The organism is Candidatus Chlorobium masyuteum (assembly GCF_011601315.1).
Taxonomy (GTDB): Bacteria; Bacteroidota; Chlorobiia; order Chlorobiales; family Chlorobiaceae; genus Chlorobium; species Chlorobium masyuteum.
Map to the genome: position 1 here is coordinate 132,105 of NZ_JAAORA010000004.1, position 19,764 is coordinate 151,868.

Consider the following 19,764-nt stretch of genomic DNA (forward strand, 5'->3'; position numbering starts at 1 on the left):
AGAGAAACCGGCGTGTACACTGAGTACATGAGGATTTCGAGCACCGCCCAACGCAGTAATCGGGTTTCGGAACAAATCAATAGAGGTGCCCTAAATTAACCGACATTACCTATGTTAGCCAGAATTCAAACCCTCTACCTCTTTCTTGCGGGCCTGCTGGCCATCGCAAGTATGATGTTCCCCTTCTGGAGCTTCAGTACCGCAACACTCTTTTTTGTTACCGATTTCACCTCCTACCCCGAAGCAGGCATCATGCAGGTCACCAGCAACTTTGCTGCCGGCATCTTTTCTCCCCTGACGGCAATCGTTGCCATTGCCGCCATCTTTCTCTATAAAAAAAGAGCGCTGCAGAAAAAACTTATTCTGCTCGGCATCCTGCTCTTCGCTTGCGACCTGCTCTCCGGGCTTGCCGCAGCACACTTCATGAACCAGTATTTCAACTGCACCTGCCTTACCTTCTCCCACAGACCGGAAGCCGGATTATACCTGCTGCTGCCGGAACCGGTTCTTTTCTGGCTGGCCCTCGGCGGAGTAAAAAAGGATGACAAGATTGCCAATGCATACAAAAGACTCTGAACGATGCCGGATTGTCTGCTCGATTGGTGACCCTCACGGCATCGGTCCGGAAATCATTCTGAAAAGCTTTCTGAAACTGGAGCAATCAAACCACTCTTTTCTTGTTTGCGGCTCCTACAGTGCGATGGAGTATTACAGAAAAAACCTTGATCTGCCGGTAAAACTCCTGAACGTTGTCGATAAATCAGAACTCCAGGGTGTCGGCGCCGTTCAGCCCGGTATTCTGCCGGTACTCTCGGCAGCTGAACCCGAAACCATCACTCCGGGAACCCTTTCTGCTGACGCAGGAAGAGTTGCCATGGAGTCGCTCCGGGTCGCAGCAGAGCTCTGCCGTGACGGCGAATGCGACGCACTGGTTACGGCACCGATCAACAAGGAGGCAATCGCTCTGGCCGGCTTCAGGGAATCAGGCCATACCGGGTTCCTCGGCAACATGTTCGGTGTCCACTCACCATGCATGATGTTCTTTGATCCCGTTCTGGATCTCAAAGTTGCCCTCGCAACGATTCATGTACCCCTCAAAGAGGTACCGGAGTTAATCGGCAGTATGGACCTTGACCGTTTTCTTCTGGATCTCGCCCGGTCACTGAAAACCGATTTCAGGATTGCCGCGCCTCATATCGCCCTGCTTGGGCTCAACCCGCACGCTTCCGACGGCGGTGTGATGGGAAACGAAGAGGCCGAAATCATCAAACCATGCATTGAAAGAGTCTCGGATCGAATCAATATTGAAGGTCCCTTTCCCTCTGATGGTTTTTTCGGTGCAAAAAGGTACCGCGATTACGATATTGTGGTTGCCATGTACCACGACCAGGGACTGCTCCCCTTCAAGGTGCTTGCATTTGACACCGGAGTTAACGTCACACTCGGACTGCCGATTGTACGAACATCACCTGACCATGGCACCAGTTTCGATATTGCAGGTAAAGGAGTTGCATCAGAACGGAGCTTCCTTGAAGCATCGAAGCTCGCCGTCAGGATAGCCCAAAACAGAAAACAGACAGAATCATGATCTCATTTATTGACGCAGAACTTGAACTTGATAAAAAAACCCTGTTTAAAAACCTCAATCTTACCATCGAGGCCGGAGAGCTGGTCTACATTGTCGGCAAAAGCGGCAGCGGCAAAACCACCCTGCTCAAGTCACTCTACATGGATGTGCGCCCGAAAAAAGGAGAGATCCGCATTGCCGGATTCAGCTCCCGAACCATAAAAAAACGGCAGATCCCTCTCCTTCGCAGAAAGCTCGGTATTGTTTTTCAGGAGTTCCGACTGCTCGAAGACCGCAATGTCTACGACAATCTCGCTTTTGTGCTCAAAGTAACCAACACAAAGGAAAAAATGATCAAGGATATGGTCATGCATGCGCTCGGAAGCGTGGGACTTGAGCATGCCGCCAAACAGATGCCCATGAAGCTGTCAGGCGGTGAACAGCAGAGAATCTCCATAGCCCGTGCGCTGGTGCGCGAACCCCTCGTCATCCTCGCAGACGAACCGACCGGAAACCTCGACCCCGATACCTCGCTTGAGATTCTCGACTACCTGAAACGGATCAACCAGAAAGGGATCGTTGTTCTTGTCGGCACCCACGACTACGAACTGGTCCGCCACTCCCCCTCCAGAACCCTTCTGATCTCCAATCAGAACCTGGTTGAAACCACTATCGAACCCTCCGCCACCGGCTTCCGCCCCTCTCTCCCCATCGGATAGAGAGGGATTTTGGATGTTGAATTATGGATGGAGTCATCTCGAATCCCGATTCATCGGGGTGAGAGATCTCTCAAACGTCTCCGATGACTGCCGGAATTTGTTTACCGTGTTTTTTCACAACATTTGTAGCAAAACTATCCTTGGAGAAAAAAATGGGAATACCGGTACGAATAGATGAAACCTTGTACGAACAAGCAAAAATCCAGGCCAGGGCAGAGCATCGGACCATTGCCGGACAGGTTGAGTTTTGGGCAATGATCGGACGGACAGCTCTCGACAATCCTGATTTGCCCATCGATTTCATTCAGGATCTTCTGATTGTGCTGGCTGAAGGAAAGGTGAACTCAACACCATTTAACCACCCTTCTCGCTTATGAGTAGGATGCCGCAAGCCGTCACCTGCTGCTGTTGGGCGCCCACGAAAATTTCTACCGGACACTCAAACGGTAATCTTGTCGATTGTCGAGCATATTATGCGGTTTTCTGAAAAAGCGGTAGCTTCAAGTATATTTAACGGGTTTCGGAAGGATGAATTCAGGTCATTTATAATAAAACAACCATTATGACCAAACTGCTTGAACAAGCCGTTAATAAAGTCAAAACATTGTCCGATAATGAGCAAAATGCCATTGCCGCATTGATTCTTGAGGAAATTGAGGATGATTTCCGGTGGGACAAAAGTTTTGCGTCAAGTCAGGATACATTGGCAGTTTTGGCTGAAGAGGCTACTGAAGAGATCAACTCCAAATAACTTGCTACGCTTTAAACTAACCCCCCACTTTTTCCCGAAACGAACCAACCGAAACCGGTACCCTCACGCGCCTGACCGCTGAAGAAAGTACGATTTACGATAAGTTACGCTTTCATGACCCGGGTCATCATATCCCCCTGGGACAGGAAAAGATCGGGTTCGATTGGCTGGCTGAGGTGTTGAAGGATTTAATGATAGTTTGACAGCGAAAGGACGATATTCAAACACAATTAAAAGCTGTTATAAAATCCTTAAAACAATTCAGTCCTTACAACAATAAACAATATGGGTATTCGCTGTATAGCTCTCGACTCACTTTCTTCCAAGGCATACAAAAAGTGCTTTTTGAGCATCAAGATTTAACATATCAATTTGTTCAGAGGTCCAATGATCCCTAATAAAATCAGCCACCTCATTTGCAATAGGATAAACAGTTGAATTATAACACTTCAAGCAACTTTCTGCTTCTGATATTGATAATCCGTATTTCTCCCGCTGAAATCGCCGTTTATCCGACAGGCTAAACCAATCAAAATCAAGACACATAACCCATATAGTATTTTGGAATTAAAAGGCTCTTCGCAGAATTTAATGACAGAATTGTGAATATCTTCATAACATTAAAATACATTGGATTTAAAATCGCGCAGGGGAAACCCAACTACCAAATGCTAACAATTTCTTGCTAATCCTGCTGGGTAGCAAGTCGAAACCGTTCAACCTTGAATTGCAATGCCCGCCGAGGCGGATTCGGGTAATGATACCCACAAGGCAGCCAATAACTCTTGGATTCTCTTACTTTGGGGAATGTCTCGTAAAACTCGCGTTTGGTCATGATAAAGGTTCCAGCATTTGATACTATGCAAAACCTGTCGTTTATGCCCAGTGACTCAATCACATCAGCTTTGAAGCACAACCTATAGTGTGGGTATTTCGCAACACATTCGTTCAATTCTGCACATGGATCCTCTCCAGCCCCAGGGGCACTGCACTGGTCTGTCTTGTTGGCTGAAAATGCGTATCTGTATTCGCCCACCCCGACCGAGATAAGCAACGGCGTGCTGTCCACCAGCCTCAGGAAGTCTTCCCATATTGTTCGATAGATCGATTTGAACTGTTCATAAAAAAATGCAATAACTGTTGGATTGCTCCCGTGACGCTGCCATTCATACTTTGGAAGGTAGAAGTAGTTGCAAGGGTGAATATTGCGAGCAAACCTTCTCACCAGCTCTTTACGATCCCATCGGCGAAAATGGACATCTCTATCTTTGACATCGAAAATATGCGCAACGTGCCATCCAGCCTTATTGATACTTTCCGGTAAACGGACTTGAAACATATGGCTGGGGACTGACTCAATAAATGAATTAAATGATGCATACTGCCGAAAATGACCCGAAAAGAGCTGGTAGTGAATCCACCACGCTGGGGAATTGTCTGTTGGGCGCAACAGCTGGCCAAAATCTGTTGGTTCGATTTGACCACGTTTCTGACCAGCCACATAACGAATGAGAAACAGAGTATCTGCAGAGTCCAGATAGGAACAGAATTGTCTATGGAACTCTTCTACGACAGATGGTAACAGAAGTACATGCTTTGCCCAACCATCGTACAACTCGCCCAGAGTTCCATTGTATGCCGATGGTGCTTCTTTGATTCTTAACGCCGTACTTTGTTCAACCATTTTCTGATACAGATACTCTGGTGCAAGGTCTGCATCATTTTCCCACCTGATAGTATGGACAACATCCGAGACTTCGAATTTCCTGAATGTGTTGTAATCTTTCAGTTTTTCAAACATAGAGCCCCGCAGCGCGTCCTTCAGATCAACCACCCCGCTTGCCGCGTTGTTAAACGTAATCTTTATCCGGTACTCCTCTATGTATTCAGCCTTAGTAACTTCTAACATGATCTTTACTCCAGTGGCGGGTCAAAACGGCCTGTTTTTGAAGTATAACAAACAATTTCAGGCCATCAAAACAGCCGACAAAACACTAAAACCCGGCATCAATCATCTGGTTGCCAGTAACTCACCAACTTGCAATCAAAAAAACGAAAGCAACCATGCAGGCCTGTCTTCCGGGAATTCCTTTTGTAACGGAACGCCAATTCACGAGGCCTGCCGGATGAGATCTCTCCCTTAAGTCGAGATGACAAATAAGCAAGTCCAAAAAAAACCGGAGAAAAAGCTTTAACTTCAACTTCAAATCCCGGACTGCATCAAGCAACTCTTATTACTCCGTAATCAACAGTTAGCTCCTGCTCATAACCTTTATGACTCTCGACTACTCCACCCTGAACCTGCTCCGTCAGAACCACCCTGCCTGGCGCCTGTTGTGCGCCCAGCATGCTCCGCTGGTGGCCGGTTTTCTGCACAGGGTCTTTATTGTGCCCAATGTGCGGATACTCTCGCAGGCTGATCTTGTCGAGGCGCTTGAAGATGAACTGTTTAACCTGCGTCAGCAACAGGCTTCCGACCCCTTTCCCGGTACAGCTCAAAGCTACCTGAATGACTGGGCCGACAACGAGAAGGGGTGGCTGCGCAAATTTTATCCTGACGGAACGGATGAGCCTCACTTTGACCTGACGGCTTCAACCGAAAAGGCACTCTCATGGCTGGAGAGTTTGACTGAGCGCGCTTTTGTAGGAACAGAGTCGCGCCTTCTTACCCTGTTTGAACTCTTGCGTCAAATGAGCACGGGAAGCGAGACCGACCCTGAAGTGCGCCTGGCCGAACTGCAAAAACGCCGTGACGATATTGATGCAGAGATTGAGCGCACGCTTGCCGGTGAGATATCTCTGCTTGATGATACCAGCCTGAAAGACCGGTTCCAGCAGTTTCTGCAGCTCGCCCGTGAGTTATTAACCGATTTTCGCGAGGTTGAACATAACTTTCGCCGGCTCGACCGCCGCGTGCGTGAGCGCATCGCTCTTTGGGAAGGCTCAAAAGGTGAGCTGCTTGAAGAGATTATGGGTGAACGTGATACCATCGCCGATTCTGATCAGGGAAAAAGTTTCCGTGCATTCTGGGATTTTCTCATGTCGCAATCCCGCCAAGAGGAGTTAAGCCTGCTTCTCGAAGTGGTACTGAGCTTGCCGCCTGTTATTTCAATGCACCCCGACAGCCGTCTTCGACGCGTTCATTACGACTGGCTGGAGGCCGGTGAGCATACCCAGCGCACAGTGGCCCGGCTTTCCGAGCAGTTGCGCCGCTTTCTTGATGACAAGGCGTGGCTTGAAAATCGCCGAATCATGGACATTCTGCACGAAATCGAAACCCATGCCCTTGATGTGCGCGAAGACCTCTTCCCTCCAGGTGCATTTATGCCTCTCGACAGCTCCTCTGCTGCCATCGAACTTCCGTTCGAAAGAGCCCTTTATCGCCCTCCATTCAAACCATTGATTGCCGGAGTAGCGCTCGATGAAGGGGATGCAGAGATTGATACCGCCATTCTCTACGCACAGGTGGTGGTTGACCGCGCCGAGCTGCTGCGAAATATCCGCATGGAGCTTCAATCGCGCAGCCAGATCACCCTCGGAGAGGTTGTTGCGCGCCATCCTTTGCGTAACGGTCTTGCCGAACTGGTTGTATTGCTGCAACTGGCCAGTGAATGGCCCCGGACAGCCGTCGATGAAGGGGTAGAGGAACAGGTAACATGGCAAACCGGGACAGGTGTGACCAGAGAGGCAACCTTGCCGCGTATTATACTATTAAGAAACGGATAATGAACCACCATACAGATATTGAACCTGGCCGACCGGGTTATCCGGCACAGGAACTTGCGTCCATTGTGATCCCCCTTTTGAAAGGAGTGATCTACCAGGAGGAGAGCCCTGCTTTATGGATCGCTTTGCTCAACCTGCAAGCTTCTGTTCGGGATTACGTGGCAGTGCTTGGTCTGGAATTGACGTTCGACGAGGCGGAAGGATATGCTTTTTTGCGCTCTCGCTCTGACAACGAAACAGAGGGCACAAACACCGCTCCACGACTGATAGCTCGCCGTCAACTCAGCTACCCGGTCAGCCTGCTGCTCGCGTTGCTTCGCAAAAAACTTGCCGAATTTGATGCCGGAGGCGGCGACACCCGCCTGATTATGTCACTGGACGAGGTAGTTGAGTTGATCCGGATTTTTCTGCCCCCCGCCAGCAATGAGGTCAAATTGATCGATCAGGTTGATGCCACGCTCAACAAAATCGCCGATCTTGGCTTTATCCGTCGTTTGCGGGGTGAACGGCAGATGATTGAAGTTCGCCGCATTATAAAGGCCTTTATTGACGCGCAGTGGCTGGCCGATTTTGATAAGCGCCTCAACGAATACCTGGAGCGACCTGCGCAACCAATGGAGGGAAGTGATGAGTAAAGAACTTGAATTTGGCTTTGTTGCTGATGACCGGCTGGCTGGTTTTCGCCTGCAGCGCCTTGAGGTTTTCAACTGGGGCACCTTTGATGGACGGGTCTGGACGCTCAAACTTGGTGGAAGGAACGGACTCCTCACGGGAGATATCGGTTCGGGAAAATCGACACTGGTTGATGCCGTAACCACCCTTTTGGTACCCAGCCAGCACATAGCCTACAACAAGGCAGCAGGTGCCGATAACCGTGAACGAACGCTCCGCTCCTACGTGCTCGGCTACTTCAAGTCGGAGCGGCAGGAGAATCTCGGAGGTGGAGCCAAACCGGTTGCCCTGCGGGAACTCAACAGTTATTCGGTGATTCTCGGCGTCTTTCATAATGAGGGGTACGACAAAACCGTAACCCTCGCGCAAATTTTCTGGATGAAGGATGCTGCTCAACCTGCCCGTCTTTATGCTGTATGTGAACGTGACTTATCCATCGCTGCCGATTTTTCATCGTTTGGCACGGAAATCTCAACCCTGCGCAAACGGTTGCGTGGCTCAGGCATTGAGATGTTTGAAAGCTTCCCCAAATACGGTGCATGGTTCCGGCGGCGCTTTGGCATCGAAAATGAGCAGGCACTTGACCTCTTTCATCAAACCGTTTCGCTCAAGTCAGTGGGAAACCTGACCGATTTCGTGCGAAACCACATGCTTGAACCCTTCACGGTCGAACCACGCATTGCCGCCCTTATCCAGCATTTCGAAGATCTCAACCGCGCACACGAAGCTGTTCTTAAAGCCAAACGACAGATTGAGATGCTTGGGCCACTGGTGGCTGATTGCGACACTCACCAGACAATGGCGGAAAGAGCCGAAGAGCTTCGAGCCTCCCGTGAAGCCCTGCGCCCCTGGTTTGCATCGCTTAAACTCGAACTGCTCGAAAAACGCCATGCATCGCTTCAGGATGAGCTGAACCGTCACCATATCGCCATTGAGCGCCTTGACACAGAGCGCCGCGCCCGACAGGAACGTGACCGTGAACTGCGCCGAACCATTGCTGAAAACGGCGGCGACAGAATCGAAAGCATTTCGTCCGAGATTCTCCTGAAACAGGAAGATCTTGAACGGCGTACACAAAAAGCGTCCCGATACGAAAAACTTGTACGTCAGCTTGAGGAGCATCCAGCAACAACTGCCGAGGAGTTTCATCTTCAGCGTATCGGTCACACTGCCATGCTCGAAGCGACTGCTGAAGCTGAAGCAAGTGTTCAAAACGATCTTAACGAGTCAGGAGTCCTCTTTACACAGGGGCGCAATAAGCATGAGCAACTCAGTGCAGAGATCAAAAGCCTGAAAGCGCGCATGAGCAATATTGATGAAAAACAGATTGCCATGCGCCGTTCGCTTTGCACTGCCTTGAATATCGCGGAAGCCGGGATGCCGTTTGGAGGTGAGCTGCTCCAGGTACGTGAAGAGGAGAAGCTCTGGGAAGGAGCCATTGAGCGAGTGCTCCGCAACTTCGGACTCTCGCTGCTGGTGCCCGACCAACACTACCAGAAAGTGGCGGAATGGGTTGACAAAACCCACCTGAAAGGACGTCTTGTCTATTTCAGGGTACGCCAGCACACCCGCAGCAACGAACAGTTGCCGGATCATCCCGTTTCACTGTCACGCAAGCTCGCCATCAAGGCCGACTCACCTTACTATGACTGGATTGAACGTGAAGTGGCTCATCGTTTCGATCTGGTCTGCTGCATGAATCAGGAGGAGTTCCGGAGAGAGAAAAAAGCGATAACCCTGGCAGGGCAGATCAAGTCGCCGGGTGAACGCCACGAAAAGGATGACCGCCACCGCCTTGACGACCGCAGCCATTACGTACTCGGATGGAGCAATACTGCCAAAATTGCGGTACTGGAAGCAGAGGCCACGCGGCAGAAAAATGAGCTTGCCGACCTTGCCGGACGCATAAGCACATTGCAGCAGGAGCAAACCACACTCAAGGAGCGCCTGAAAACACTCTCCAAGCTTGACGAATATCCCGATTTCCGCGATCTCGACTGGCAGCCGGTAGCATTTGCCATTGCCAAACTCGAAACAGAAAAACGAGAACTTGAAGCAACATCAAATATTCTGCAAACTCTGACCGCACAGCTTGCCGCGCTCGAAGAAAAGCTGAAGGAGACGGAGCGGCAACTGGACGACCGAAAGGATAAACGCTCAAAAATCGAGCAAAAAATCATCATCAACAGTGAATCGCAAGAGCAGACCCGAACGCTGCTTGACGAAGCTGGCCCTGAATCAGCCGAACGATTCGCACTGCTCCAGCAGATGCGCACCGAAGCTTTCAGTGACCAGTCACTGACGGTTGAATCCTCCGACAATCGCGAGCGGGAGATGCGTGACTGGCTTCAGACAAAGATTGACTCCGAGGACAAAAAGCTCTCTCGGCTCGGCGAAAAGATCATCAGGGCGATGACCGAATACAAGGAGGAGTGGAAGCTCGAAACCAGGGAGGTGGATGTCAACATTGCCGCAGGGTTTGAATATCGCTCAATGTTTGCCCAACTCCAGGCTGACGATCTTCCTCGATTCGAGAGTCGCTTCAAGGATCTGCTTAACGAAAACACCATCCGTGAAGTTGCCAATTTTCAGTCGCAACTGGCCCGCGAGCGTGAAACCATCAAGGAGCGCATTACCCTTATCAATGAATCGCTCACGCAAATCGACTACAATCCGGGCCGCTACATCAGCCTTGAAGCACAGATGAACCTTGATCTTGACATTCGTGAATTTCAGTCTGAGCTGCGAGCCTGCACCGAAGGCTCACTGACCGGCTCGGATGACGCACAGTACTCCGAGGCAAAATTCCTCCAGGTACGGCGTATCATCGACCGATTCCGTGGACGTGAAGCCTATGCTGACCTCGACCGGCGCTGGACTGCCAAAGTGACCGATGTACGCAACTGGTTTGTCTTTGCCGCCAGCGAGCGGTGGCGCGAAGATAACACCGAACATGAACACTACGCTGACTCGGGGGGTAAATCCGGCGGACAGAAAGAGAAACTCGCCTATACGGTGCTTGCCGCCAGCCTCGCCTATCAATTCGGCCTTGAATGGGGCGCAGTGCGCTCACGTTCCTTCCGCTTTGTGGTTATTGACGAAGCCTTCGGACGCGGCTCCGACGAGTCAGCGCAGTACGGCCTGCAACTCTTCGCCCAGCTCAACCTGCAACTGCTCATTGTCACACCGTTGCAGAAAATCCATATCATCGAACCGTTTGTATCCAGTGTCGGGTTTGTGCACAACGCGGAGGGACGCTCTTCGGTACTGCGCAACCTCAGCATCGAAGAGTACCAAGCCGAAAAAGAGAAAGCACTCGAATGAACTGGACAACCCCCGCCGAACTCAAGGCCCAGGTGCAGAAACTCTGGGATCGGGGCCTCCTGCTCTCCACCTTTTGTGGTGGCGAAGAGCTGTTTCCCTGTCGCCTGACACTGAAAGGGCCTGACTCACGGGAGCTGAGCAACTCATTTTCCGAAGTACGCGACTGGATTGCCCAACTCTCAAATGCAACAAAGCACTACCGGATTGTATGGCGCACCCTCAACCACCGGATTCTTGGAGCCAATGAAATACCGTCAGAGATCTGGATCGACACACTTGATGATGCTCTCGGCTTGATTGGCAAACGGCGAGAAGCCGAGCAGTTTGCTGCCCAGGTTGCACTCACCCGCAACTGCCAGCCTGAACTGCTCCCCTGGCTTGCAAAACGCCCTCTGCGTGCGTTGGAGCTGGCCGAAGAGTGGCCCCGCCTTCTTGACATCGTCGAATGGAAAAGAAATAATCCCCGACCCGGCATCTACCTGCGCCAGATTGACCTCTGCGGAGTACACAGCAAGTTTATTGAAGGGTACCGCGGCGTGCTTGGAGAGCTGTTCGACCTCGTGCTTCAGCCGGAAGAGATTAATGCAACAGCCACAGGCTCCGGTGGATTTTGCCGCCGGTATGGATTTCAGGACAAACCCCAGCGGGTGCGCTTCAGAATCCTCGACCCTGAACTGTCAATACTGTCAACCGGGACCGATCAGGATATTACGGTAACACAGGCAACTTTTGCCCAACTGGAGATCGCAGCCACAAAGGTCTTCATCACCGAAAACGAAATCAACTTTCTCGCATTTCCCCCGGTTCCGGCAGCAATGGTAATCTTCGGAGCCGGATACGGTTTTGAGAACCTCGCTGAAGTACATTGGCTCCATGACCGGAAAATCCACTACTGGGGAGACCTCGACACCCATGGCTTCGCCATCCTCAACCAACTGCGCAAATTCTTTCCCCATGCAGCCTCCCTTCTGATGGATCGTGAGACACTGATGCAGCATCAAACACTCTGGGGCACAGAACCATCCCCCGAAACCGGTACCCTCACGCGCCTGACCGCTGAAGAAAGTACGATTTACGATCAATTACGCTTTGATGAGCTGGGCCATCACATCCGGCTTGAGCAGGAAAAGATTGGATTCGAGTGGCTGGTTATGGCTTTGGGGAAGAATTGAAATCTTCCAGACCAAGGCGCCGCTCTCCAATGCTCTTCGGAATGCGGATACCGATCATCTGATCTGCTTTCTCTTTTTCCATCATCTTCCTCAATACATGTTATACAATGCAATACATATTACACAACATCAACAAGAATCAACAGAAATCACAAATTCAATCGCAAAACTCTTCCCCATTGGCTTGATTGATTATATCTGTATATTCCGGTAAATTGCCGTACAAAACAAACAGGCTGATCATGAGCACAAATCTCAAGCGAAAAGGAATGAAAGAGCCAGTCGAGGCGAAGGCTCGCCTTGAAGCACGGATAACCCGAACTGTTCACGCACAAATCAAACGGGCCGCCGAGATTCAGGGGCGAACGGTAACTGATTTTGTCGTCTATGCTGCACTTGAAGCGGCAACGAAAGCCATTGAGGAAGATTCTGTTATCCTGTTGTCGATCGAAGGGCAGAAGGCTTTTGCCGAGGCCTTAATGAATCCTCCAGAGCCCAATGCTGCACTGCGAAAAGCTTTCGAAAGTCACTCCGAACTGTTTGGCCAGGCAAAATAACCGGTTGCGTTATGAGCCACCCAACATTTTCAGTGGAACCACTGAACAGTAACCATGTCAGAGAAGGGTTCAACTCTGGATCTGAAGTTCTCGACAACTACTTTGCAGTTCAAGTCGGCCAGGATATCAGGAGAAATATCACCAGGTGCTTTGTGGCAATTGATAACATTAGTCAAAAAATCGCAGGCTACTATACGCTTTCGGCTGCTCAAATACCGTTGCCTGGGTTACCTGAAGTGATCACCAGGAAAATGCCTCGCTATCATGCAGTGACCGCCTCAAGAATAGGGCGTCTCGCCGTTGACAGCTCTTATCAGGGAAAGCGGATCGGCAGCGCTCTTATCGCTGATGCCCTTCTCAGGTCATCAACTTCATCAATGGCAGTATATGCACTGCTCGTTGACGCAAAAAATGAACAAGCAGAAGCCTTTTATCTACACCACGGTTTTATTCCCTGCATCGACCGCCTTCACACTCTCTTTTTACCACTGAGCACCATCAGCAAAATCTGACCTGTACCCGGATATAGTAGACGGAAAGAAAAATGAGAGTGGTAAAAAAAAGAAAAGTCAGGAAAGCTTTTTCAGCCATCCTGACTCTTTAATTCAAAATCCAGCATCCAAAATCAATCCTCTGATCGGGGGTGAACCTCGCTATACCGTCGTGAGCGGCTGAGAGCGAGGCGGAAGGAGCTCAGAAACCGGAATGTACACAGAGTACATGAGGATTTCGAGCACCGCCCAACGAGGCAATCGAGCCGCGCAACAGGTACAGTGAGGTTCAGGAGCAGCCGGTGGTCATGCCGCAATCCTCACAAACCTTGCACGTCCCGTTCTGCTTGACGCGCATGGAACCGCAGTTTTCGCACTGCTCGCCGGTATAGCCCTGAACCTTGGCCTGATAGACCTGGCTTTTGCGGGTTGAGGAGCCTTCTGAACTACTGTGAACAGCAAGGGCCGGCTCGGCAACAGGCGCATGACCGTTCGAGCCGCTAATGCCCTCGGCATCACCCTCATGCACCTCATCAACAGCTTTAACATGAACAAAATCCTTCCGGCCGAGATAGTCATAGCCGATTGAGCGGAAAACATAATCCAGAATGGAGGTGGAGTTCTTGATGGCATTATGGCCCTGAACCGCACCTGCCGGTTCAAAGCGGGTAAAGGTAAAGCTGTCCACCAGCTCTTCAAGCGGCATACCGTACTGCAGCGCTTTTGAAGCGAGCACGGCAAAACAGTTGAGGAGCCCCTTGAAGGAAGCGCCCTCCTTGTACATGTCGATAAAAACCTCACCGAGAGAGCCGTCCTGATACTCCCCTGTTCTGAGAAAGACCTTGTGTCCACCAACATAGGCTTCACGGATGTACCCCTTTCTGCGTTTCGGCAGATAGCGGCGCTCGGAGCGGTGATAGACCCGTTCAACAATCTGCTCCTGAACCTCTTTGGGACCCTTGGTCTCGTCAAGGCTCTCTTCGGTGCCAAGCATAATGACTTCGTCAAGATCCTGATAGCTGGAGCTGTTGAGCGGCTGGGAGAGCTTTGAACCGTCGCGGTAGACCGTAATAGCCTTGATCATATGCTGCCATGCCGAGGTGTAGACCTCACCGATTTCAGCCGTAGTGGCGGTAGAAGGCATGTTGACCGTTTTGGAGATCGCGCCTGAAATAAATGGCTGTACCGACGACATCATGCGCACATGGGCCATATGCTTGATATAGCGCTGACCTTTCTTGCCGCACCGGCTGGCGCAGTCAAAGACCGGCAGATGCTCCAGCTTCAGATGAGGAGCACCTTCGATGGTCATGGTGCCGCACACATAGTCATTGGCCAACTCGGCATCCTCCGGCGTAGCGCCGAGAGCCTGAAGCAGATCAAAGTCTGGATCGTTCAGCTGCTGATCACTGAAACCGAGCGAAGCGCAGAACTCCTCTCCGAGAATCCATTTGTTAAAGGCAAAACGGATATCAAAAACCGTTTCAAGCTGCGACTCGACCACGTCAATCTTCTCATCGCTGAAGCCGCGGGTTTTAAGCCACTGTCGGTTGATGGAGGGCGAACCGGCAAGCGTGCCATGCCCCTTGCAGTAGTGCTCAATGTCGTCAATCTGTGACGGGGTGTAACCGAGCCGTTCAAGCGCCTTGTGCACCGACTGATTGACAATCTTGAAGTAGCCGCCACCGGCCAGTTTCTTGAATTTGACAATAGCAAACTCCGGCTCAATTCCGGTCGTATCACAATCCATAACCAGTCCGATGGTGCCGGTAGGCGCAATCACGCTCACCTGGGCATTTCGGAAACCATACTTCTTGCCCTTCTGGAGCGCCTCATCCCAGATCTTTCCGGCAGCCTCGAAGAGCTCCTTAGGGCAGTACTCCGAATCAATACCGCGAGGGCTGACCGAAAGCCCCTCATACTCCTCTTCAGAGAGGTTGTGTGCTGCCCGGCGATGGTTGCGGATAACACGAAGCATATCCTTTGCATTTGCGCTGTGACCGGCAAAAGCTCCGAGGTCATGCGCCATCTCTGCCGAGGTGGCATAGGCCTGACCGGTCATGACCGATGCAATTGCACCGGCAAGGGCCAGCGCTTTTGGTGAATCGTAAGGGATGCCGAGCACCATCAGTACGGTGCCGAGATTGGCAAAACCAAGCCCGAGCGTTCTGTACTCGTAACTCAGGCGGGCAATCTCCTTTGAAGGAAAATGCGCCATCAGCACTGAAATTTCAAGGACGATAGTCCAGAGAGCTGAAGCGTGCTGCAGCTCACGGATCTTTACCTTGCCCGACTCCTCATCAATGAAATGGATAAGGTTGAGACTTGCAAGATTGCAGGCTGTGTCGTCAAGGAACATGTACTCCGAGCAGGGGTTGCTCGCATTGATCCGTCCGCTTGCCGGGCAGGTGTGCCACTCGTTGATCGTTGTATCGAACTGCAAGCCCGGATCGGCGCACTTCCATGCACTGAGCAGAATTTTCTCCCACAAATCACGCGCCTTTACTGCACGGACGTTCTTGCCGGTTGTACGCTGGCGAAGCTGCCAGATATCGTCATTCTCCACCGCCTTCATGAACTCGTTGGTCACCCTGACGGTATTGTTGGAGTTCTGGCCGCCGACCGTCTGGTAGGCTTCCGACTCATAATTGGAGTTATACTCATCAAAATCAAGCGTCGTGAATCCCTGTTCGACCAAAGCAAGCACCCGTATGATATAGCTCATCGGCACGGCCCTGCTGAGCGCATTCTGAATCAGGCGGTTGAGTGCCGGATTCTCCTTGCGGTCAGAACCGTTCAAAAGAGCCTCTTCAACAATGGCCTGCAGAAAACGGGAGCAGATTCTTGATCCGGCCACGAGCGAGGCAACCTTGTCCTCCTCCTTGGCCTTCCATTCGATAAATTTCTCCACATCCGGATGGTCGATATCGACAATAACCATCTTGGCTGCCCTGCGGGTTGTGCCGCCTGATTTTATAGCTCCGGCCGCAGAATCAAAAATCTTCAGAAAACTCATCAGACCCGACGAACTTCCGCCGCCACTCAGTTTTTCACCTCCCGAGCGAAGGTTGGAGTAGTTGGTACCCGAGCCGCTGCCGAACTTGAATACCCTCGCCTCACGAATCGCCAGATCGAAAATACCACCCTCATTGACCAGATCGTCACTGACCGACTGGATAAAACAGGCGTGAGCCTGCGGGCGGCTGTAGGCATCCTCGGACTCCTTCACCTCACGCGTTTCAGGATCAACATGGTAGTGACCCTGTGCAGGCCCGGTCGTGCCATAGGCAAAATTAAGGCCTGTATTGAACCACTGCGGAGAGTTGGGTGCGCCCATCTGCTTGAGAATCATGAAAGCGACCTCATCATAAAAGGTCTGGGCATCTTCCGCTGTATCAAAATATCTGTTTTTCTCACCCCAATCCTTCCAGCACCCTGCCAGACGATGAACAACCTCCCTGATGGAGTGCTCACTGCCGGTCACAGGATGCCCTTCGGCATCAAGAATAATTTCGCCATTTTCGTCCCGCTGGGGCACCCCGGTTTTGCGGAAATATTTCTGTGCAAGAATATCTGCGGCAACCTGCGACCACTGTTTCGGCACCTCGATATCGGTCATTTCAAACACTTTCGAACCGTCCGGATTCCGCAGAACCGAAGAGCGTGTCGTGTATTCAAACCTGTCGAAAACATTTTCGCCGGGACTGGTGAACAGACGGGAAATTTTCATAGAGATTCTCCAGTATCAGTATTGATATGTGACTGTATAAATAATTATATAATTATAACTTAGCGGACTTGCGCCCTCAATGACACTCTCTGCTCGATATCAGATTTTCCAATAAAGTTTAATATAACATTTATCGAAAAAGATGGCTATTCGAGACAATTTCTCTGTTTTTTTTCCCTTCTTTCCTGTGAAAAAATGCAAGGTTTATTGCCTGACTTTGATCCCGAAGTCAAATGGCAATATCTTTCCGGCAGGTCTCCTGACTATCAACGGTTTTCTGCCCTTTCGGCAGGCGTTCAATGTGGAAAAAGCCTTCCCCCGTCTCTCCGGTGGTAACATCTCGGATAACGACGTGGCTTGATCCTGCTGAATAGAAAATGAACAAACTGGGTTGTTTGCCTCCCCTCTCCAGCGAACCGTTTTTCAGTTGCGGGTACAGTGTACGAATCTCACGTACTTCCCTATTATCCGGACCATTTCAAGTCCGGCACCAGAAAAAAAGAACTGATAACAGTGTACTGTTTTTTTCCCTCGCTTTCAACCGCAAAAGAGGGTAATCTTCATTTTTCGCGATCTCCGGAAAAAACAGAGTCAGATAAAAGATCGGGACGACACTACAGCAAATCACAAATTTTTAACAGGAATATCACCAAGCACAGCAACAAGCAGATCCCAGAATTTCCCGACAGAGGGAATATGCACCTTCTCATCCGGAGAGTGCGGGTAGCGAATGGTGGGACCAAAAGAGATCATATCAAGTGCAGGGTATGCGCCTCCTATAATACCGCACTCAAGACCCGCATGAACCGCACTCGTCACAGGAATCTTCCCGAACTTCTTCTGAAATAGATCCTGCATGATCTTCAGAATCGGCGACTCAGGATCCGGTTTCCAGCCGGGATAGCCTCCGTCAACCACCGAACCCGCCCCTGCAAGATCAAAAAGAGCCGTGATCATGTGCTCAAGATCGACTTTCGCCGAATCAACCGAACTTCTGACGAGAGAGTCAACAGCAATTGTGCCGTTCCCGGATTTCACCATGGCAAGATTATTGGAGGTTTCAACAAGACCCTCCATCTCACTGCTCATTCGCATAACGCCATTCGGACAGGCATAGATGGCCTTCATCAATCTGAGAAACACTGCCGGTTCAATAGCCGTTTCGGGGAGAGAAACAGAAACCACTTCAATCTGCAGGGCTGGTTCAACCGCTCGCAGCTCATCTTGTATGGTGCCCCTCAAAACAGAGAGTCGGTCAAGAAAAGCAGCCGCCGTTACTTCGGGAACAGCAGCAACGGCAAAGGATTCACGAGGGATGGCATTACGCAGACTTCCCCCGTCAATGGATATAAGCTGCAAACCATACCCGATATGGCCTTCATAGAGAATCCGGTTCATGATCTTGTTGGCATTACCACGGCCCAGATGGATATCCACACCGCTGTGGCCGCCCATCAAGCCGGTTACGCTGATCCTGAAGCCCTGGTAGTCCTCCGATAGAGCGTGTTCAGTGTAGTTGAAAGTTGAGGTTACGTTGACACCTCCGGCGCAGCCGATAAAGAGCTCCCCATCATCCTCCGAATCAAGATTCATGAGAATCTCACCCTTCAGCACTCCGGGTTTCAGACCCATTGCCCCGCTCATCCCGGCCTCCTCGTTGCTGGTAAAGAGCGCTTCAATAGGACCATGCTTTAGCGTTGTAGACTCAAGCACGGCCATCGCTACCGCAACCCCGACACCATTGTCAGCACCAAGTGTGGTGCCATCGGCCCGCACCCACTCGCCATCAATAATGGTCTCAATCGGATCTTTTGCAAAATCATGGCTCTTTCCGGTGTTCTTCTGCGGCACCATATCCAGATGAGCCTGCAGAATCACCCCCTTCCGGTTCTCCAGTCCCGAAGTGGCCGGCTTGCGGATAATGACATTGTCAGCATCATCCACAATACTCTCAAGGCCGAGGTTGCGACCGAATGCCGTCATGAATTCACGAATCTTCTCCTCATGGCCCGAAGGCCGGGGAATACGGGTCAGGCTCTGAAAATGCCTCCAAACCTCATGCGGGCTCAACCCTGAAATATCGTTGTTCATAAAATGTATTGTTGTTGGAGGGCAGAACCCTCATTTTCCGGGAGCGCCGAGATCCAGCTCGGCATAAGGTTTGTAATACTATCATAACAGGCGACAACTTGTTCATTTTTTTCAGGTTACCCGATAGATCAGTCTCCAATATCAATCGCTCTGCATACATATTAATCCCCTGACCATATTGAGTTTATTACAGCTCTGCACCAAAACCACTCAATACCTCTGCATATCTGCTATTCGTGAAAATATACATCAGTAGAGGTTGCCGACAAAAACAGGAAAACTGAAATTGATTGCCGGGAACATGGTTCCCAAGCTCTGTAGACTCAAAGAAGTTAGTAGAGCGCATTCCGCAACCCTCACACTCTCTGCAAGGGGTTTCAATCCACGCGCCCAAAGCAGGGCATGACTGTGCAAATAAAAGAGCGGCCCCGGTGCATCCAGACTCGCGCCTCCTGGGATAGCTTACACCCCATTATGAGTTCACAGCCAATAACTGATCCTTTTGAAAAAACAGAAATTGGATTATTAATTACCTCTGTCACTTACGTCCCTTAATCCCCCACGAATGGATAGCACTCAAAAATATACTTGGGAAACACCCCCACGCACATGGGGAAGACTTACCTCTGGAGAGACAAGAAATGTGATCGAATGGAAACACCCCCACGCACATGGGGAAGACGGGTGCTGCCGGGATGGTGATTGCTCCGGTCAGGAAACACCCCCACGCACATGGGGAAGACCTTCTCAACTGCTTCAACCAAAACATTTATCTGGAAACACCCCCACGCACATGGGGAAGACACGGAAAATCCTCGGCGTAGTTCCCTCGGTTAAGAAACACCCCCACGCACATGGGGAAGACTCGAAAAGACTCTACTGTTATTGTCATTTGCGTGAAACACCCCCACGCACATGGGGAAGACAAACCGAACTCACTGTATTTGAGCAATCAACTAGAAAC

The 19,764-nt window shown here is 50.8% G+C and carries 15 protein-coding genes, 2 pseudogenes, 1 CRISPR repeat array and 1 riboswitch (1 of these 19 cut by a window edge); of the genes and pseudogenes, 13 read left to right on the top strand and 4 right to left on the bottom strand.

Features of this window, described 5'->3' with window-relative positions; all coding sequences use genetic code 11:
* Positions 1-111: 111 nt before the first annotated feature.
* The 7 genes and pseudogenes from G9409_RS08645 to G9409_RS08675 form a co-directional block, all read left to right on the top strand.
* A complete protein-coding gene (locus tag G9409_RS08645) occupies positions 112-576 on the top strand; it encodes a DUF4293 domain-containing protein (protein WP_166808391.1) in 465 nt (154 codons plus the stop codon).
* Entirely contained in the window at positions 557-1,588 is a 1,032-nt protein-coding gene (gene pdxA, locus G9409_RS08650; RefSeq protein WP_166808392.1) for a 4-hydroxythreonine-4-phosphate dehydrogenase PdxA, read from the top strand. The genes G9409_RS08645 and pdxA overlap by 20 nt, the downstream gene beginning before the upstream one ends.
* Positions 1,585-2,286 carry a cell division ATP-binding protein FtsE gene (locus tag G9409_RS08655; RefSeq protein ID WP_166808393.1) on the top strand — a complete coding sequence of 234 codons (702 nt, stop codon included), beginning with the start codon at positions 1,585-1,587 and terminating at the stop codon, positions 2,284-2,286. Before pdxA ends, G9409_RS08655 begins: the two co-directional genes overlap by 4 nt.
* Positions 2,287-2,438: 152 nt before the next feature.
* Positions 2,439-2,663 carry a ParD-like family protein gene (locus G9409_RS08660; protein ID WP_166808437.1) on the top strand — a complete coding sequence of 75 codons (225 nt, stop codon included), beginning with the start codon at positions 2,439-2,441 and terminating at the stop codon, positions 2,661-2,663.
* Positions 2,650-2,736 (top strand): annotated as a pseudogene (locus G9409_RS12210) (type II toxin-antitoxin system RelE/ParE family toxin); the annotation flags it as partial. The gene G9409_RS08660 and the pseudogene G9409_RS12210, both read left to right, overlap by 14 nt.
* Before the next feature lie 112 nt (positions 2,737-2,848).
* Positions 2,849-3,037 carry a hypothetical protein gene (locus G9409_RS08670; RefSeq protein ID WP_166808394.1) on the top strand — a complete coding sequence of 63 codons (189 nt, stop codon included), beginning with the start codon at positions 2,849-2,851 and terminating at the stop codon, positions 3,035-3,037.
* 53 nt (positions 3,038-3,090) lie between these two features.
* A pseudogene (locus tag G9409_RS08675) lies at positions 3,091-3,240 on the top strand (hypothetical protein); the annotation flags it as partial.
* Between the two features lie 109 nt (positions 3,241-3,349).
* Here G9409_RS08675 and G9409_RS08680 read toward each other — a convergent pair.
* Positions 3,350-3,583 carry a hypothetical protein gene (locus tag G9409_RS08680; RefSeq protein WP_166808395.1) on the bottom strand — a complete coding sequence of 78 codons (234 nt, stop codon included), beginning with the start codon at positions 3,581-3,583 and terminating at the stop codon, positions 3,350-3,352.
* Positions 3,584-3,722: 139 nt separating this feature from the next.
* On the bottom strand, positions 3,723-4,946 hold the full coding sequence (locus G9409_RS12035; RefSeq protein WP_235923282.1) for a DUF2442 domain-containing protein: 1,224 nt from the start codon (positions 4,944-4,946) through the stop codon (positions 3,723-3,725).
* 365 nt (positions 4,947-5,311) lie between these two features.
* Between G9409_RS12035 and G9409_RS08690 the strand changes: the two genes are divergently transcribed.
* From G9409_RS08690 to G9409_RS08715, 6 genes are all read left to right on the top strand, one after another.
* A complete protein-coding gene (locus G9409_RS08690) occupies positions 5,312-6,763 on the top strand; it encodes a DUF3375 domain-containing protein (protein WP_166808396.1) in 1,452 nt (483 codons plus the stop codon).
* The gene (locus G9409_RS08695) at positions 6,763-7,398 is read left to right on the top strand and encodes a DUF4194 domain-containing protein (protein ID WP_166808397.1); all 636 of its coding nucleotides are present in this window, start codon (positions 6,763-6,765) and stop codon (positions 7,396-7,398) included. The genes G9409_RS08690 and G9409_RS08695 overlap by 1 nt, the downstream gene beginning before the upstream one ends.
* Positions 7,391-10,759, top strand: a complete 3,369-nt coding sequence (locus G9409_RS08700; protein ID WP_166808398.1) for an ATP-binding protein — start codon at positions 7,391-7,393, stop codon at positions 10,757-10,759. The genes G9409_RS08695 and G9409_RS08700 overlap by 8 nt, the downstream gene beginning before the upstream one ends.
* The gene (locus tag G9409_RS08705) at positions 10,756-11,931 is read left to right on the top strand and encodes a Wadjet anti-phage system protein JetD domain-containing protein (RefSeq protein WP_166808399.1); all 1,176 of its coding nucleotides are present in this window, start codon (positions 10,756-10,758) and stop codon (positions 11,929-11,931) included. Before G9409_RS08700 ends, G9409_RS08705 begins: the two co-directional genes overlap by 4 nt.
* Before the next feature lie 242 nt (positions 11,932-12,173).
* On the top strand, positions 12,174-12,488 hold the full coding sequence (locus G9409_RS08710; RefSeq protein WP_208019694.1) for a type II toxin-antitoxin system TacA family antitoxin: 315 nt from the start codon (positions 12,174-12,176) through the stop codon (positions 12,486-12,488).
* Between the two features lie 11 nt (positions 12,489-12,499).
* Positions 12,500-13,000 carry a GNAT family N-acetyltransferase gene (locus G9409_RS08715; protein ID WP_166808400.1) on the top strand — a complete coding sequence of 167 codons (501 nt, stop codon included), beginning with the start codon at positions 12,500-12,502 and terminating at the stop codon, positions 12,998-13,000.
* Positions 13,001-13,268: 268 nt separating this feature from the next.
* Here the strand turns inward: G9409_RS08715 and G9409_RS08720 are convergent, their stop codons facing one another.
* A complete protein-coding gene (locus G9409_RS08720) occupies positions 13,269-16,709 on the bottom strand; it encodes a vitamin B12-dependent ribonucleotide reductase (RefSeq protein WP_166808401.1) in 3,441 nt (1,146 codons plus the stop codon).
* Positions 16,710-16,941: 232 nt separating this feature from the next.
* Positions 16,942-17,219, bottom strand: a riboswitch (cobalamin riboswitch).
* 114 nt (positions 17,220-17,333) lie between these two features.
* Entirely contained in the window at positions 17,334-18,800 is a 1,467-nt protein-coding gene (locus G9409_RS08725) for an aminoacyl-histidine dipeptidase (protein WP_166808402.1), read from the bottom strand.
* A 592-nt stretch (positions 18,801-19,392) separates the two neighbouring features.
* Positions 19,393-19,764: a CRISPR direct-repeat array (repeat unit 28 nt; unit sequence GAAACACCCCCACGCACATGGGGAAGAC); it runs 2,464 nt beyond the window's last position.